The organism is Wolbachia endosymbiont of Atemnus politus (assembly GCF_013309895.1).
The window spans coordinates 1-16322 of the sequence record NZ_JAAXCS010000019.1; the positions used below are offsets into that span (position 1 = coordinate 1).

Here is a 16322-nt window from a genome sequence, read left to right on the forward strand (position 1 = left end):
AGCTCTGTTTCTGTGGTTAAGAAAAATCTGAATGCCAGTTAGTTATGTTCGCTCAATTTTTTCCTGTTGAATAAGAACAAGTTGCCTATACAAAAATAGATTGGCAATATCTCAAGTCTGCCAAGCAGCATCAAAAACGACAGAAATAGTTTTACTCCACTGCTGAAGGAGGAATAATTACCCGCAGGACCTATTAAATTACTGAATCCTGGCCCAGAGTTTGTAAGCGTTGCAGAAACTGCACTAATGCTAGTTATAAAATCCGTGTTGCTTAAGTAAGACATCACTATTGAAGATATAGCGAAAGTTAATATGTAAATTGCAAAAAACGTAAAGATAGAGAGAACTTCATCACTTTCTAGGATCTTACCATTAAATTTTACTCTATCATCTGCATCAGGGTTCAATAAAAGGCGAAAGCGATTTTCTATGGATCTTAGAAAAACGATCAGACGAAAGACCTTAATACCACCGCTTGCAGAACCACCACATCCACCAACAAAGGTTAGAAAAAAAGCCAAAACTGAAACAAAGCTCCAATCTACGTAATTGCACATCAAATAACCAGTTGATGTGATAAAAGATGTGATGGTAAATGTGCCATATCTAAGTGATGATGATACCCCTAAATCAACGCTTTTATACAACCAAAAACAAGCAAATAAAGACGAGATAACAACTATTCTAACAAAGTAAAAGACCTGTTCAATCATGGCGAATGTCCAACCGCCCTATAATTTCTAAATAGCTAAGAAAAGGCAGAGAACCCAAAATCATAAAAATAATTGTTATAGCTTCTAGTATGGGATCATTATAGTGCCCTATGGAATCTTTATAGTTAGCAAATCCACCAGTTGATACAGCGAACATTCCATGACATATTGCCTCAAACAATGGCATACCAGCTAGAAAATATGAAAATACACACAACAAAGTTAGGCCATAATATACTGTCGTAATATGAATCACCACACTTCGCGTGTTCGGTAACCTTTTTTTGTAGCATCTGAGCAATCAGAGTAGAGTAAATTATTTAGACCCAAAACCTTAAGCATAGGAAAAACTGCAATCCCTATAGTGATTATATCAAAGCCATCTATACCGTGTAGCATTGCTCTCCATAGCAGTATTCCTGGAGATAGTCTTTCAAAATCACTAAATATAGTTGCTCCTGTTGTTGTAAAGCCAGATATCGTTTCAAATAATGCATCAACATAGCTCAGGTTACCAAGATAGAATGGAATAGCTGCAAATAGGAATAAAGCAATCCAGGTACAACTGGTAATCGAAAAATTGCTGGCATTCCATGCAATCTACTTAATTTATCCAATAGAACAAAATTTGCACCAGATGTGCAGGTAATTTTGAAAGCTAGAAACGTTTTTATTCGTAGCTCAGGTACTCATTGGTAATAGCAGGAATGACCATTGTCAAGCTAAATAACAATACAAACACTCCAACAATAAATAAAATTGAACGTAAAGTCTGCAAACGTTGATGACTTTCCATAGAACTACCTTCTAAAATAAAAGATATTACACTATATCATGAACTTTTGCTGAAACTTTTTTCATATCTTCATTGGAAAGTGGAATCAGACCGAGCCTAGATAGGTATCCATTCTCAGCGCTTATAGAACTTATAACTTCTCCAATGAATTCTTTTAATCCATCAACAGTATTTAAGTGTTCCTTCTTTATATAAAGGTATAAAGGTCTTGCTAATATATATTTTCCCGATGATATATTTTCATAAGTCGGCTCAATTCCTGCGATTGTGCTTCCTTGTATCTTATCTTGGTTTTTCACTAGAAAGCTGAAACTAAATATTCCTAAGGCGTTTTTGTTACTTTTTAACTTTTGTATTATTATATTTTCATTAATCCCAACTTCTATGTATCTCCCTCCCATCATCCCTTATAAATATTGTATTACCGCATGCTTTCTCTCTCTTTCCTCTGGATTGTTATAATTCTCCTTGAAAATTTTCGAGTTCATGCATGTGTATTGATCAAGCATAATAGAATTAATCAAAGTTTCGTATGTAACTGTATTCTGATGTGGACCATAAATTTCAATTTCTGTTTTTGGTAAAGCTTGATCTACGTCAGACCAGTACTTCTTTTTATTTTTTACTAGCTTACCATTTTCTTGGGAATATGCGGAAAAAGTTTCAATTAAACCTTTTTTGTGAAATCAAATCTATAGCTCTGATTCGAATTTGCAATTACAACTCCATCATAGCCAATAATGATCTCTATCACTTCGTTAACTTTATTCCTTTTACACAATTCTCTTTCTGCATCTTTTATAGGACGAGATGAAGTGGCAATGTCTGGCGTGTTCTCCCCTACTCCTGAGCAAAACATTTTGAACCCCGACCCACTTCCTATCGATTCTACAACTGGAGTCTTAAAGGAGAATACACGATTGAAGTCCTCAGCTATAAATGAGATAAAAGGAAAAACAGTTGAAGACCCAACAATTCTGATATATTGCCTTGCATCAGTGTTTGACAGCGGCATGAATACTGTGAATATAAAAATCAAGAAAAAGCCTCTAAACATCATTTTTAGTTAAGAATATAAATCTACAATTCTATAATAAAAGATCAAACTGAAAAGTCCTAATTCCTCTCTTATGATTAAGCATTTTTAGTCATAAATTCATTCCGATAAATTTAAATTACCTTAGCCGTCACTCTTCAATCCAAGCATTCCTGATATAGATAGGTCCTTTTTTAAGGAAAAAAACATAAATCATACCTGATTGAATAACTTAAAAAACTAACATTTTTACTTAGAAAATATTTGGAGGAATTTACAATAGATTGACATTGAAGAGAAGGTATCGGTATCTCTTGTCCAAGTAGACTTGTTTTAACTTCTATAAAAATCAGTTCTCTTTTCTTAGATACGATCAAGTCAACTTCACCGAACTTACAACGATAACGATATTTTATAATATTATACCACTTCAGCTTTAAATATACTAAAACTAATAGCTCACCAAAATAACCTATAAAATAGTATAACTTATTTACCATAAGTAAAGAGAATTATAATAATAACTAACTTCTTGCAACTACCTTATTTCCTTCTTCGTTTTTTTCTTTACTTTTACTATAAACCTTACCTTTTGCTGTAACATTCCTATCAACCAGTTCGATCACTGCCATTGAAGCACAATCACCCTTTCGAGTGTTAAACTTTATTATTCTAGAATACCCACCTTTACGATCTTGATAACGATTAGCTAAAACGTTTAGTAACTTATCAACTGCTAACTTATTATTATGAAGGCGTGAAAGTAAAAGTCTTCTACCATGCAAAGTATTTTTATTCTTAGCAATTGTAACAAACCTCTCCACATATGGACGAAGTTCTTTAGCCTTTGATAAAGTAGTTATAATCTGCTCATGGTGAATTAGTGAGATAGATAGATTCTTTAACATTGATAACCTATGCTCAGCTCGACGAGACAGCTTACGCTTTTTTATTCCATGTTTCATATATTACCTAATCTTCATCAGTATGTTGCTTAGCCAACTCATCTATATCCTTAGGTGGCCAATTTGGAACATCCATACCTAAAGACAAGCCAAAATTATTTAAAACTACCTTAATTTTATTCAAAGACTTTCTGCCAAAATTAGCAGTTCTTGACATTTCACTCTCTGTTCTTTGCACAAGATCACCTATATAAGTACATATACATTCATTCTTCAAACAATCTGATAGACAATTCCATTTCATCTACTTTACGCAATAAGATAGGATCATAACCCAAATCTTTAGAACCACTAAACGTAGAAGTTTGCTGTTTTTTACATCTCCCATCAGAGCTAACAAAAGGCTGAAGTTGCTCCTGTAATATCCTTGCAGCAAAATCAACAGCTTGACTTGGAGAAATTGTACCATCAGTCTAAACTGATAATATCAACTTATCCTTATCAGTAACTTGACCAACACGACTGTTATCCACCTTATATGAAACTCTGTTGACAGGACTATATAAAGCATTAACCGGAATAAACCCAACTAGATCCAGTTCATTCATGAGCTTCAAGAACTTGTTTTCTTTATATTTAGTAACAGGAAGGTAGCATTTCCCGCTAGCCACATATATAGTCATGTTAAGTTCTACATTCTGCCCCAGTGTACATATTAGCAGGTCTTTATTAACAATAGAGCACTGATCATCAGCCTCTATCATCCCAGCTAATATCTGGCAAGGTCCTTTAGCACTCAAATTTAAGCATTTATTGGAAGTGCCATTCAACTTGCACTTCAATATGCCCATATTTAAGACTATATCAGTTACATCTTCTCTTACTCCTTGAATTGAAGTAAACTCATGAGTTATGCCTTCGATTTTTATTCCATAAACAGCGTTACCTATAAGAGAAGATAACATTACACGCCTTAATGCAACACCTAATGTTAAAGCAAAGCCACTCTCCAATGGTTCAAGTACTATATCACCTTTTTCGGTTGAATCATCTGGCACTACTTTAATTGAATTAGGCCTAGTCAACTTATAATTGTCAAAAACAGAAACACTTTCATTATTATACATAAAATAATCTCTCCAAAAAAATATTCTATACTCTTCTTTTTTTTCTTAATCTACATCCATTATGAGGAATTGCGGTTTTATCTGCAATTAAGGTTACTGCTAATCCACAGCCCTGAAGTGCCCTAACTGCAGCTTCAGCCCCAAAACCAGGACCACGTATTATCACAGAAACAACTTTCATACCAAACTTTTATACCGCAACCTTTGCAGCAGATTCCGAATCTCTACCTGCAGCATAAGGTGTAGATTTTCTTGAGCCTGAAAAACCATGCGCACCTACAGAGGTTTGGTATAGAGTGTTACCTTGAACATCAGTTACATTTATAAAAGTATTATTAAAAGTTGCGCGAATATAAACAACCCCAGTAACAAACTTTTTTACACTTTTACCAACTGTTCTAACCTTTTTCATTAAAACTCACAATAACAATAAATTTTATTTCTTTCCAGCAATAGGTAAACGAGATCTACCTTTACGAGTCTTAGCATTGGTATGAGTTCTTTGTCCTCTCACTGGTAAACCTTTTCTGTGTCTCACTCCTCTATAGCATCCCATTTCCACCAAAGACTTTATATTCATAGCCACTTCTTTTCTAAGCTCACCTTCTATAGAATAGTTTCTCCTAATGAAACTGCTGATCTTTTCTATGTCTTTATCTTGCAATTCTGAAACACGTTTGCTCTTATCAATTTCACAAGCATGGCAAATTGCGTTTGCAGCAGCAACACCTATACCATATATATAAGTTAATGCAAAAGGAACACATTTCTTTACTGGAACATTTACACCTGCAATACGTGCCACCGATACTCCGATACTTTATTAATAATAACTCTTAATTTATACCATAAAATAACCTAGAGTCAAACCAAATTGCAAGAAATTTTGCTTTCCATCTCTTGTTTTATCTGAACAACATCAAGATTAGCGTTAACCGTTAATAATTTGCCTTTATAGTATTCACGTAAATCCTTTATTTGGGTGTGATATTCGCTTATTCTTCTATCAATTACAGATAAATTAGAATCATCAATTCTCCTTTCTAGTCTTGTACTTTTACATTTCATACAAACAAGACCACCTTCATTCTTGAAAGAAGATGCACTATATACATTCTTACAATCCAAGCACACAAGGCGATTCTTTAATCTGTCAATTGCAATTTTATCGTCAAGCTGCAACTCAGTGACAATATCAACATCCCTATTATACTTCTCTTGCAAAATTTGAGTTAAGAAACAAGCTTGGTTTAAATTTCTCGGGAAACCATCCAACAAAAAACTATCATCTACTAACGCAAGTTGATCACGCAACAACTCACATATAACTTCATCTTGAATTAAATTACCGGATTCCACGATATCCTTTATTTTTTTACCTAACTCGCTACTGCTAGATATAATATTCCTCAACAAATCCCCTACTGAAATTAACTTTAAGTTATACTTTGCTATCAACAGGTTTGATTGAGTACCTTTACCAGAGCCAGGAGGGCCAAAAATTGCAATAATCATCTTAATTTTCTCGTTTTAGACTCATATTTTCTTATCCAGCTATCATATCTATTTGAAAAGATATAGGATTGTATTTGCATAATAGTATCAGTAACAACGTTAACTATAATCAATAAGCTCGTTCCACCAAAAATAAACGGTATATCATAATAATATCTTATAACTTCGGGCACAGCGCATATGACCACCAAATATGCAGAACCAATAAACGTTAATTTAAAAACGATGTCTTGAAGGTAATCGGAAGTATGTTTTCCAGGTCTTCTACCAGGTATAAAACCACTATTTTTCTTAAGAAAATTGGCATTTTCTTCTGGATTAAATATAAAATTGGTATAGAAAAAGTTGAAAAATACTATAAGCGCTAGGTAAACTACAATATAAATTACTTTATTTACCATAAAGTAATTTAAAATAAAATCAGAAAAAACATGTCCCTTATAAAAATTCGCAATTGAAATAGGCGTTAATAAAATTGCATTGGCAAAAATAGTTGGTATTACACCAGATAAATTAATCTTTAATGGGATATAAGTAAAATCGTCATTATGTAATTTTTTAAACTGCTTTTTAGGATATTGAACAATGATTTTTCTATAAGAAGACTCTACAAAAATAACCAAAAGCAATAGTAAGAAAAACACCGCTAAAATAAAAAGGATAATAAATAATGATATGCTACCGCTTTTATTCAACGTTAATAGGGATGAAAAAGCACTATACAGCTCTGATATTATACCTGCAAAAATGATTAATGAGACGCCATTACCTACGCCACTAGCGCTGATTTGCTCGCCAAGCCATATTAGAAACATCGTTCCACCTAAAAGACTAAAGGCTCCTACTGTACGAAACATAAGACCAGACTAACGCTCCTTCCCTGTTCATCCTTTCTAATCCGATTAAAATAGTAATTGATTGAAACACACAAAATACTATAGTCATATAACGTATATAAGAATTCATCTTTCGACGTCCTAATTCTCCATCATTTTTAACTTCATTAATCCCTTTGATGGCAGAAGATAGTAACTGCATAACTATAGATGCAACTATATATGGCATAACACTCAGTGCTAAGATTGTCATTCTAGCTAATGCACCGCCAGAGAATAAATTAAATACCCCAAAAATACCAGAACCTTCTTTAGGGAATATATCATTAATTATATCGAGATTAATTCCAGGAATAGGCACGTAAGTACCCAAGCGATAACAAATTAAAGCGACTAGCGTAAAAAATATACGCTTCAATAAATCACCTTTATACAATATAATGAAGGATCCAAACTATTAAATGCAGATTTGCTGCCCATTATTTATGATAATATTCCCACACTATCACCAACTGAAGCTACAGACTTTTTTGCAGCTTCTGACACAAATTCAACCTGCATTATACATTTTCACTTAGCTTACCCTTATTAAGAAGCCTGATTTTACTCTTGGCAGACTTTACAAAACCCAGCTTACATAGCACCTCTTTATCTATAACAGAACCTTTTACTACTTTTTTAGCCTCTATTAAACGCTGCTCATCACCAATATTAATTATAGAGAATATATCTTTATGTATAGGGTTAAAACCTCTTTAGGTAAACGAGTATATATAGATTGTTGACCACCCTCAAATCCATTTATAGAAACACCACTTTTAGATTTCTGCCCTTTATGTCCCCTACCAGACGTTTTACCTTTACCACACCCAATACCTCTACCTAGTAACTTAGGCTTTCTTTTTCTTCGATAATTTAGTAAATATAGAGTTTAATTTTATAGCACTATTCATATTTCACCTATTTCCAACTATCTCACTAATCTTTTTGCCTCTCTTGCTCGCAACTTGACGAGGAGATAACATACTACCAAAAGCCCTAAACACTGCACATATAACGTTATGAGGATTATTAGACCTCGTAGACTTAGCTACTACATCTTTTATGCCCAGCACTTCAAAGACTGACCTAATCGCTCCACCAGCAATAATACCTGTACCAGCTCTAGCTGCTCTTAAAAACTATCTCACCAGAGCAAAATTTAGCTTTAATGTCATGATGCAAAGTTCTACCTTCACGCAAATACACTCTAACCATTGATCTTTTTGCAGCATTCACAGCTTTTATCCTTGCTTCAGCAACCTCTGCGTGTTTGCCCATTCCGCACCCTACCCTACCCTTCTCATCTCCAACAACAACCAAAATTGAAAATGAAAATCTTCTACCACCTTTGGTAACTGTCGTCACTCTTCGTACCGAAACTAAAAGCTCTGATAAATCATTATTTTGTAAATTCTTCACAGCCATACTTAAAACCTTCTAAAACTTATAAACCCAGAACTTCTTAAAGCCTCAGCAAATTGAGAAACTAATCCTATGTACTTATATGCTCCACGGTCAAACACCAACCCTTGCTCTAATTTCATACCAGACAGACGTTCAACCATTAAAGAAGAAACCTGTTTTATAGCTTCAGTGTTGACCCTACCTTTACATACATCCTTAACTTTAGCATCCAAAGTAGAAGCAGAAACGAGAGTTACTCCTTTCTCGTCATTGATCAGCTGAGCAAAAAAATGCCTATTAGATCTAAATATGGATATACGTAAACGCTTTTTAGCATCATTATTGAGCTTTTTTCTATTACGCAACTTCCTTTTTTCAAAATTACTTAAAAAATTATACAACCTTCTCATCTTAATTACTTCTTTTTACTCACAACTTTACGCAACATAAATTTGCCTTTCATTATAATACCCTTACCTTTATAAGGGTCATATTTTCTAATTTTACATATATCAGATGCCACCACATAGACTTTCTGTTTGTCTATACTACTAACCACTAAGTGAGTTGGCTTTACACACTTAATTTCAACATCTTTAGGCACTTTATACTTAACATTATGGCTATAACCAAGGTATAAAGTTAAATACTTACCATCACACTCTGCTCTATATCCAACACCGTTAATCTCAAGATCAACAGAAAACCCATTAACCATACCATTAATAATATTATTAATGGTACTCCTATAAGTGCCCCACATAGGCTTTATTTCATCATAATTATCTTTGTTTTGATCAACAGAAAGCAACAATTGATTATCAACAATATGGCATACGATATCGCTGCATAGTCTAAGTTCCTTTTCTGCCTTAGCATTTTTTATTAATACCTTACCATCACCATATTCAACTGAAACACCAACAGGAATATTGATAGGTGCAGCACCTACACGAGACATAAACTTCCCCTATTACTTAAAATACACGACATAAAATTTCTCCACCAACCTTCAACTCATGTGCATTGTAGTCAGTCATCACCCCTTTGGACGTAGATATAATAAAAATACCAAGTCCATTATATGCTTTAGTAATGTCCTTGTATTTAGAGTAACGACGACAACCAGGTTTTGATATTCTAACTATATCACTAATTACAGGTGTCTTCTCATAATACTTCAATTTTACAACAAAAAACGGTACATTACCCACAACTTCTTTTTGGTAATCAAGAATATACCCTTCATCTTTCAAGATCTTCAATATGGAAGAATTCACTTTAGAGAACAGAACCCTTGTTGTCCTATGCATTGCTAATTGACCATTACGTACCCTTGTTAAAAAATCACCAATACTATCAGATAACGCCACAATACACTCCTTATATTATATTTACCAGCTAGACTTAGTAACCCCTGGAATTTTTCCAAAAGCACATAAATCACGTAAAACAATTCTACATAAACCAAATTTTCTATATACTCCTCTTGGCCTACCAGTTAAAATACACCTATTTCTAATTCTGATTTTAGAAGAATCTCTAGGCAACTCTTTAATTAACTTATTCTGAGCTGCAAATCTCTTACTAATAGGTATATCCTTATCCTTTATTATAGATTTCAATTTTTCTCTTTTCTCCTTATATTGATCGCATAACCTTATCCTACGAAGATTTCTTTGTATCATAGATTTTTTTGCCATATACTTCTTCTCTCAATTAATCAAAAAAAGGAAATTTAAAAGCTATTAATAATTCTTTTGCTTCTTTATCACTAATTGCACTTGTTACAACATTAATATCCATACCCCTAATTTTACTTATTTTATCATAATCTACTTCTAAAAATGAGATATGCTCTCTTATACCAAAAGAGAAATTACCACTACCGTCAAATTGCTTTATACTAAACCCTCTAAAGTTGTTTTCCCTTGGCAAAGCAACATATATCAATCTTTCTAAAAACTCATACATTTTATCCCTACGCAAAGTTACTTTACAACCCACTGTAGCACCTTTTCTGATCTTGAAACCAGAAATAGATTTTTTTGCAGAAGTCAACACAGGCTTTTGTCCTGCAATTGAATATAGACAATCAAATGGCTCATTTATTGTCTTGCTATCTGCAGCGGCATCTCCAACACCCATATTAACACACACTTTAACAAGCTTAGGCACTTGCATTATGTTGCTGTAGCTAAACTTATCTTTCAAGGATTTTATTATGCTATCTCTATATAATTCTTTAAACATATCAACCTAGTCTATTACTTCCCCAGAAACTTTTGCAAAACGTACTTTTTTACCATCTACAACTTTAACCCCTACTCTAGTCGGAGCTTTATACTTAGGGTCTAATATTGCAATGTTAGATATATCAATAGCTAACTCTTTATCTAATATACCACCACTATTACCAGCTTTCGACTTAGTATGTTTCTTATGTACATTTACTCCAGAAACAATTGCTTTTTTTTTAGCATCACATGCTATAACTTTAATTACTTTACCAATCTTTCCTCTATCTCTACCAATCAAAACTATAACGTCATCACCACTTCTTATTTTTGCACTCATTATAAAACCTCAACAGCCAATGACATTATCTTCATAAAAGAACCAGAAGGCAACTTCTTTACTGGGCCAAACACCCGAGTACCGAGAGGTTCACCTTGATTATTCACTAAAACCACAGCATTGCTAGAAAAACGAATTACAGAGTTATCAGACTTCCTAATACGATTTTTCACTCTAACAACCACTGCTCTATATACTTTTCCCTTTTCAACCTTTCCTTTCGGGTTGATGGACTTAGTAGAAACAATAATTGTATCACCTATAGATGCAGACTTCTTGCCACCCAACAAGCCAATACAAAGCACTTCACGTGCACCAGAATTATCAGCTACTTCTAACAATGTATTTTTTTGAATCATATAAATACCTTATTCAACTTGAACAACAACCCATTTTTTAACAGAAGAAATAGGCGTATGTTCTTGTATAAAAACTCTATCTCCTTCTTTACAATCATTATTTCTATCATGTGCTGTATACTTTTTGTATTTTTTTATAACTTTTTTATACAGTTTATCCTTATATACCCGCAACACTGAAACCTTCACAGTTTTATCACACTTAGCTTTAGTTACAATACCACAAAAAACTCTCTTAGGCATTCCTTTCCTCTATTCTTCTTTCACTTAATACAGTTAAAATACGAGCTATACTCTTTCTTATCAAGCCAAAACGTGAAATATCACTGCACTGCCCTAATTTTTTTTTTGAAAAACCAAATTAAGAAACTGTTTCCTAAAATTCACAAGAATCTCATATAATTCTTGTGAGGACTTTGACCTAACATCAGCTATATTCATCGCGACTCCATTTAACTATGGTTAGATATAAATTTACATTTTACAGGAAGTTTAGTAATTGCTTTTTCAAGTGCCAATTTTGCTAAATGCATGGGAAAATCACTACTAATCTCGAACAACACCCTACCAGGCTTAGCCTTAAACACCCAAAATTCAACACTACCTTTCCCTTTACCCATTCGTACATCCGCCGGCTTCTTACTAACAGGAGTATCAGGAAAAATCCTTATCCACACTTTACCAGAGCGTTTCAATGTTCTAGATATCACACGCCTCACAGTTTCAATATGCTTAGACTGAATCCTACCTACCTCCATAGCTTTTAAGCCATAACCTCCAAAAGATAGTATGCTACCACCTTTTGTATTACCCTTAATCCGCCCTTTAAACACCTTTCTATATTTACTCTTTTTAGGGACAAACATTTCAATACACCTTAATTAACAATATAAACCCAAACTTTAACTCCTATAATACCATATATAGTCTTTGCTTCACAAAAAGCGTAATCTATATTAGCACGTAAAGTGTGTAAAGGCAAACGACCTTCTTTATACCATTCAGTACGAGCTATTTCAGCTCCACCGAGACGTCCAGAGCAACTTACCTTAATACCCCCTCCCCCCATCCTCAAACAACTTTGGATAGCTTTTTTCATCGCTCTTCTGAATGAAACCCGTCTTTCTAACTGTTGTGCTATGCTGTTTGATATTAAAGTTGCATCTATTTCAGGCCTCTTTATTCCTACTACATTCACTTCCACACTATTCTTTACTTTTTCAGCTATTTTTTGTTTTACCTTCTCAATATCCAAACCTTTCTTACCTATTATTATTCCAGGTCTAGAAGAGTGTATCGTTACAGACACCAAATCAACTTTACGCTCTATAATTATTTTGGAAAGACCAGCATGCTTAAAAGATTCATTTATGTAACTGCGAATAGATAAATCCTGATGCAATTTCTCTTTGTAATCTTTATTGGCATACCAAACAGAATCCCAGGTGTTAGTATTTATTTTTAACCTAAATCCTATAGGATTAACCTTTTGTCCCATATTTTACATTTTCCTCACTAATTTTATAATCTTACAAATCATACAATCTCCTCTAACTTTATAGTTATATTGCTATAATACTTACTAACTCTATTAGCTCTACCCATAGCTTTTGGGTATACTCTACGCAAAGTAAAAGACTTACCTACTAAAACTTCTTTTATATATAGAGTGTCGATATCCAACCCATAATTATATTGAGCATTAGCAATTGCAGAATTTAACACTTTTCCTATAAGGACAGCAGCCTTCTTCTCACAAAACCTCAATTGCACAGTAGCAAAAGAAACTTTTTTATTGCGTACTAAATTGGCAACCAAGTTCAACTTACGAGGAGTTGATTTTAAAACTCTAGAACTAGCTTTAATTACTGCATACTTGTTTTTCATACTAACTACCTTCTTGCCACCTTTTTATCACCGCTATGTCCAATAAATTTACGAGTAGGTGAAAATTCACCAAACTTATGACCTATCATATTCTGATCATTAACATTAACAGGAATGTAATCTTTACCATTGTAAACAGCAAATTTTAAACCTAAACAATTAGGAAGAATTATAGAAGCCCTAGAATGAATTTTTATCACTTTATTAATAGAACTTTCCTTTAAAGCCCTGTTCACCAACTTTAGTACAGAAGGATGACAAAAAGGCGGTTTCCACGCAGATCTACTCATGAACTAACCTTTTAACTGTTTTATATACTTATTACTAAATTTATTTCTCTTACGAGTTTTCTTCCCTTTTGTCGCAACACCCCAAGGAGTAACAGGATGACGCCCACCAGAAGTCTTTGCTTCTCCCCCTCCATGAGGATGATCTACAGGATTCATAGCAACTCCACGAACAGTAGGCCTAACTCCTAACCACCTATTTCTTCCTGCCTTACCCAATTTCCTATTTTTACGATCAGGATTAGACACTACACCGATAGTAGCCTTGCAGGAAGACGAAATCAACCTAACTTGACCAGACCTCAACCGTAATAAAACATAATTACCGTCACGACCAATAATTTGTGCGTAACAACCAGCAGCCCGAGCAATTGCAGCACCACTACCAGGCTTCAGCTCAATGCCATGAACAAAAGAGCCAACAGGTATACACTTCAACGGTAAGCAATTACCTGGTAATATATCAGCATCATTTCCAGACATCACAATATCACCAGACTTTATGTTTTGCGGAGCTAGTATATAAGATTTAGTATTATCGCTCTTATAAGATATCAATGCTAAAAACCCACTCCTATTTGGGTCATACTCTATTTTTTCAACTATGCCTTGATCACTTCTATTACGTTTAAAATCTATAATTCTATACTTTTTTTTGTGACCACCACCCTTATGACGAGTTGTAACTCTACCGCGACTATTTCTCCCACCACTGGACTTTTTACCAAATGTAAGAGATTTTTCTGGCTTACCTTTTGATAAACCAATTTTACTTACTAACACAGTTCCACGAGAGGACGAAGTAACAGGATTAAGAAATTTTATGCCCATATTAAACACTCATTATATCTAATTTTTGACCATCCATTAAAGAAAAATAAACCTTCTTTTTTTGTTTTTCATAACCAGCCACACCCCTAAAACGCCTACGCTTAGGTTTGATTCTAACAACATTTATAGAGGAAACTTTAACATTAAATAGAGACTCGATTGTTAATTTTATTTTATACTTATTTACATTTACGAAAACATACAAAGAATATTTATTAAATTTCTCCCTCAAAAAAGAGGCTTTTTCCGTAATTATAGGATATTTTATTATATCATTATATTTAATCATAACAATCTACCTTCAAGATGTTTTAAAGCATCACCCGTCAGCATTATGCACTCATGATTTAATATATCAAAGACATTCAATCCAATAGGCTTAATTAAGTTTACATAATACAGATTCCTAGTAGCACACATCAAATCATCTCCGTAATCACCAACTATCAAAAAGGAAGAAAACTCAAAATTTTTAATATACTTACATATTTCAGACGTTTTTTTCACATCAACATTCAAATTATCAAGAACAACCACTTGATTATTAAAATATTTTAGAGATAAAGCAATTTTTAAACCAAGTTTGCGTACTTTTTTATTAAGAGAATAAGCATGATTCCTAACAACAGGACCAAAAACAACCCCACCACTTCTAAATTGAGGAGACCGCAAACTTCCTTGCCTTGCTCGACCAGTGCGTTTTTGGCTATAAGGCTTAGCCGTTGTACCAGAAACATCACTGATGCCTTTTGTCTTATGGGTACCGGCCCTTCTTTTTGCTAATTGCCATCTAACTATATCATGCAAAATACTCAACTTCCGCTTAACAGAAAATATCAAAGGGTTAAGCTGAGTAACACCTACATTACCACTAGATAAATTAACTAATTTACATTCCATAACTAACTTACCAAACCACTAGCATTACCATCATTTGCGTCTAACAGTAGACCCACCGGAAAAGGAACGTCTTTATGCAAAGGCTTTTTAACTGCATCCCTCACAAAAATGTAAGAATCTCTAAATCCAGGAACATTATTACCTTTCACAGCAATTATACTATTTTCATGATCGATAGATAATACCTTCATATTCTGTACAGTCACTCTGCTATTACCTAAATGACCAGCCATTTTCTTTCCTTTAAACACTCTTCCAGGATCCTGACATTGACCAGTAGAACCTTGCGACCTATGAGCGATAGAAACACCATGAGATGCCCTGAGCCCACTGAAATTATGCCGCTTCATCACACCAGCAAACCCCTTACCTACTGAATAACCTGTAATATCAAGATATTGACCAACCACAAAATGGTTAACGCCTACTTTTTTACCACACTCTATTTCTGAAAGATCACTCAATCTACTTTCATATAATTTGCACCTACTACCTATCCCTCTCTTCTTCAAATATTCCAACTGAGGTTTTGCAGTATTTTTAAAATCCCCAGTACCTAAAATAACTGAATTGTAACCACATTTATCTTGCTCTTTTACATCAATAACATAAGTTTCGTTGAGATACAATAAAGTTACAGCCACACGACCATCATTAGAGTACATAGCAGTATGACCAACATTCTTCATTAATAAACCAATTCTTTTCAGCAAATTTGTCCTCTTCATTTTCTTCTCCTAAACCTTAACCTTCTTGATTTTTGAATCAACTTCTACTCCAGGAAGAGGAGAAGGAAAAGACGAACTCCCAAGCATCTGCATTATAGTAGGGGTAGGATTATATAAAACAATCAAACGCTTAGAAGTTCTCCGTTCAAGTTGCTCACGAGATTTTTTATCAACGTGAGGAGACCTATTAACGTTAAACTTAAGATTCCTCCTTGGCAAAGCAACCGGACCTGACAATCTTGCACCAGAATGCTTTAACTTATCCTTAAACTCACGCACAAACTTTCTAATATATTCCTCTAATCTTGAACAATCAAAAGCTTCTATTTTAATGTGTATCTCTTGCTTCATCTTAGTTACCACACTTACTCCAAAATTT

The 16322-nt window shown here is 33.9% G+C and carries 24 protein-coding genes and 8 pseudogenes; all 32 read right to left on the reverse strand.

The window, feature by feature from the left end:
• Positions 1-38 precede the first annotated feature (38 nt).
• Positions 39-713, reverse strand: a complete 675-nt coding sequence (locus tag HET73_RS07840) for a potassium transporter TrkG (protein WP_246209790.1) — start codon at positions 711-713, stop codon at positions 39-41.
• Positions 706-972, reverse strand: coding sequence for a potassium transporter TrkG (locus HET73_RS08925; RefSeq protein WP_343033065.1), 267 nt, complete (start codon positions 970-972; stop codon positions 706-708). The genes HET73_RS07840 and HET73_RS08925 overlap by 8 nt, the downstream gene beginning before the upstream one ends.
• On the reverse strand, positions 966-1313 hold the full coding sequence (locus tag HET73_RS08930; protein WP_343033066.1) for a potassium transporter TrkG: 348 nt from the start codon (positions 1311-1313) through the stop codon (positions 966-968). The genes HET73_RS08925 and HET73_RS08930 overlap by 7 nt, the downstream gene beginning before the upstream one ends.
• Positions 1314-1383: 70 nt before the next feature.
• A complete protein-coding gene (locus tag HET73_RS08935; RefSeq protein WP_255453481.1) occupies positions 1384-1509 on the reverse strand; it encodes a hypothetical protein in 126 nt (41 codons plus the stop codon).
• A 26-nt stretch (positions 1510-1535) separates the two neighbouring features.
• Positions 1536-2566: pseudogene (locus tag HET73_RS09350) on the reverse strand (substrate-binding domain-containing protein).
• A 130-nt stretch (positions 2567-2696) separates the two neighbouring features.
• Positions 2697-3045: pseudogene (locus tag HET73_RS02185) on the reverse strand (YraN family protein).
• A gap of 24 nt (positions 3046-3069) precedes the next feature.
• On the reverse strand, positions 3070-3510 hold the full coding sequence (rplQ, locus tag HET73_RS02190) for a 50S ribosomal protein L17 (RefSeq protein WP_174133106.1): 441 nt from the start codon (positions 3508-3510) through the stop codon (positions 3070-3072).
• Between the two features lie 7 nt (positions 3511-3517).
• Positions 3518-4577: pseudogene (locus HET73_RS02195) on the reverse strand (DNA-directed RNA polymerase subunit alpha).
• A 25-nt stretch (positions 4578-4602) separates the two neighbouring features.
• A pseudogene (gene rpsK, locus HET73_RS02200) lies at positions 4603-4989 on the reverse strand (30S ribosomal protein S11).
• Between the two features lie 24 nt (positions 4990-5013).
• Positions 5014-5382, reverse strand: a complete 369-nt coding sequence (gene rpsM, locus HET73_RS02205) for a 30S ribosomal protein S13 (RefSeq protein WP_174133958.1) — start codon at positions 5380-5382, stop codon at positions 5014-5016.
• Between the two features lie 59 nt (positions 5383-5441).
• Positions 5442-6092: an adenylate kinase family protein gene (locus tag HET73_RS02210; RefSeq protein WP_174133959.1), complete on the reverse strand. Its 651-nt coding sequence runs from the start codon at positions 6090-6092 to the stop codon at positions 5442-5444.
• Positions 6089-7408 (reverse strand): annotated as a pseudogene (gene secY / locus HET73_RS02215) (preprotein translocase subunit SecY). The gene HET73_RS02210 and the pseudogene secY overlap by 4 nt, the downstream one beginning before the upstream one ends.
• Before the next feature lie 3 nt (positions 7409-7411).
• A pseudogene (gene rplO / locus HET73_RS02220) lies at positions 7412-7881 on the reverse strand (50S ribosomal protein L15).
• Between the two features lie 3 nt (positions 7882-7884).
• Positions 7885-8395, reverse strand: a pseudogene (rpsE, locus tag HET73_RS02225) (30S ribosomal protein S5).
• A gap of 2 nt (positions 8396-8397) precedes the next feature.
• Entirely contained in the window at positions 8398-8784 is a 387-nt protein-coding gene (rplR, locus tag HET73_RS02230) for a 50S ribosomal protein L18 (protein WP_174133960.1), read from the reverse strand.
• A gap of 5 nt (positions 8785-8789) precedes the next feature.
• Entirely contained in the window at positions 8790-9335 is a 546-nt protein-coding gene (gene rplF / locus HET73_RS02235; protein ID WP_174133146.1) for a 50S ribosomal protein L6, read from the reverse strand.
• 16 nt (positions 9336-9351) lie between these two features.
• Positions 9352-9747, reverse strand: a complete 396-nt coding sequence (gene rpsH / locus HET73_RS02240; protein WP_174133145.1) for a 30S ribosomal protein S8 — start codon at positions 9745-9747, stop codon at positions 9352-9354.
• A 21-nt stretch (positions 9748-9768) separates the two neighbouring features.
• Positions 9769-10077 carry a 30S ribosomal protein S14 gene (rpsN, locus tag HET73_RS02245; RefSeq protein ID WP_174133144.1) on the reverse strand — a complete coding sequence of 103 codons (309 nt, stop codon included), beginning with the start codon at positions 10075-10077 and terminating at the stop codon, positions 9769-9771.
• A 16-nt stretch (positions 10078-10093) separates the two neighbouring features.
• A complete protein-coding gene (rplE, locus tag HET73_RS02250; protein ID WP_174133961.1) occupies positions 10094-10627 on the reverse strand; it encodes a 50S ribosomal protein L5 in 534 nt (177 codons plus the stop codon).
• A gap of 6 nt (positions 10628-10633) precedes the next feature.
• Positions 10634-10951, reverse strand: coding sequence for a 50S ribosomal protein L24 (rplX, locus tag HET73_RS02255; protein ID WP_174133142.1), 318 nt, complete (start codon positions 10949-10951; stop codon positions 10634-10636).
• Positions 10951-11310 carry a 50S ribosomal protein L14 gene (gene rplN / locus HET73_RS02260; RefSeq protein ID WP_174133141.1) on the reverse strand — a complete coding sequence of 120 codons (360 nt, stop codon included), beginning with the start codon at positions 11308-11310 and terminating at the stop codon, positions 10951-10953. Before rplN ends, rplX begins: the two co-directional genes overlap by 1 nt.
• A gap of 9 nt (positions 11311-11319) precedes the next feature.
• A complete protein-coding gene (gene rpsQ / locus HET73_RS02265; RefSeq protein WP_174133140.1) occupies positions 11320-11553 on the reverse strand; it encodes a 30S ribosomal protein S17 in 234 nt (77 codons plus the stop codon).
• Positions 11546-11751: pseudogene (gene rpmC, locus HET73_RS02270) on the reverse strand (50S ribosomal protein L29). Before rpmC ends, rpsQ begins: the two are co-directional and overlap by 8 nt.
• Before the next feature lie 11 nt (positions 11752-11762).
• Positions 11763-12176, reverse strand: a complete 414-nt coding sequence (gene rplP / locus HET73_RS02275) for a 50S ribosomal protein L16 (RefSeq protein ID WP_174133962.1) — start codon at positions 12174-12176, stop codon at positions 11763-11765.
• A gap of 11 nt (positions 12177-12187) precedes the next feature.
• On the reverse strand, positions 12188-12808 hold the full coding sequence (rpsC, locus tag HET73_RS02280) for a 30S ribosomal protein S3 (protein ID WP_174133137.1): 621 nt from the start codon (positions 12806-12808) through the stop codon (positions 12188-12190).
• Positions 12809-12846: 38 nt separating this feature from the next.
• On the reverse strand, positions 12847-13197 hold the full coding sequence (gene rplV, locus HET73_RS02285) for a 50S ribosomal protein L22 (RefSeq protein WP_174133963.1): 351 nt from the start codon (positions 13195-13197) through the stop codon (positions 12847-12849).
• Positions 13198-13202: 5 nt separating this feature from the next.
• On the reverse strand, positions 13203-13487 hold the full coding sequence (gene rpsS / locus HET73_RS02290) for a 30S ribosomal protein S19 (protein ID WP_174133319.1): 285 nt from the start codon (positions 13485-13487) through the stop codon (positions 13203-13205).
• Between the two features lie 3 nt (positions 13488-13490).
• On the reverse strand, positions 13491-14315 hold the full coding sequence (gene rplB / locus HET73_RS02295; RefSeq protein WP_174133318.1) for a 50S ribosomal protein L2: 825 nt from the start codon (positions 14313-14315) through the stop codon (positions 13491-13493).
• 1 nt (position 14316) lies between these two features.
• Entirely contained in the window at positions 14317-14604 is a 288-nt protein-coding gene (locus HET73_RS02300) for a 50S ribosomal protein L23 (RefSeq protein ID WP_174133317.1), read from the reverse strand.
• Complete coding sequence (rplD, locus tag HET73_RS02305) at positions 14601-15215, reverse strand: 50S ribosomal protein L4 (RefSeq protein ID WP_174133316.1); 615 nt, start codon at positions 15213-15215, stop codon at positions 14601-14603. The genes HET73_RS02300 and rplD overlap by 4 nt, the downstream gene beginning before the upstream one ends.
• A 2-nt stretch (positions 15216-15217) precedes the next feature.
• Entirely contained in the window at positions 15218-15943 is a 726-nt protein-coding gene (gene rplC, locus HET73_RS02310; RefSeq protein ID WP_174133315.1) for a 50S ribosomal protein L3, read from the reverse strand.
• A gap of 9 nt (positions 15944-15952) precedes the next feature.
• Positions 15953-16294, reverse strand: coding sequence for a 30S ribosomal protein S10 (gene rpsJ / locus HET73_RS02315; protein ID WP_174133320.1), 342 nt, complete (start codon positions 16292-16294; stop codon positions 15953-15955).
• Positions 16295-16322: the final 28 nt, after the last annotated feature.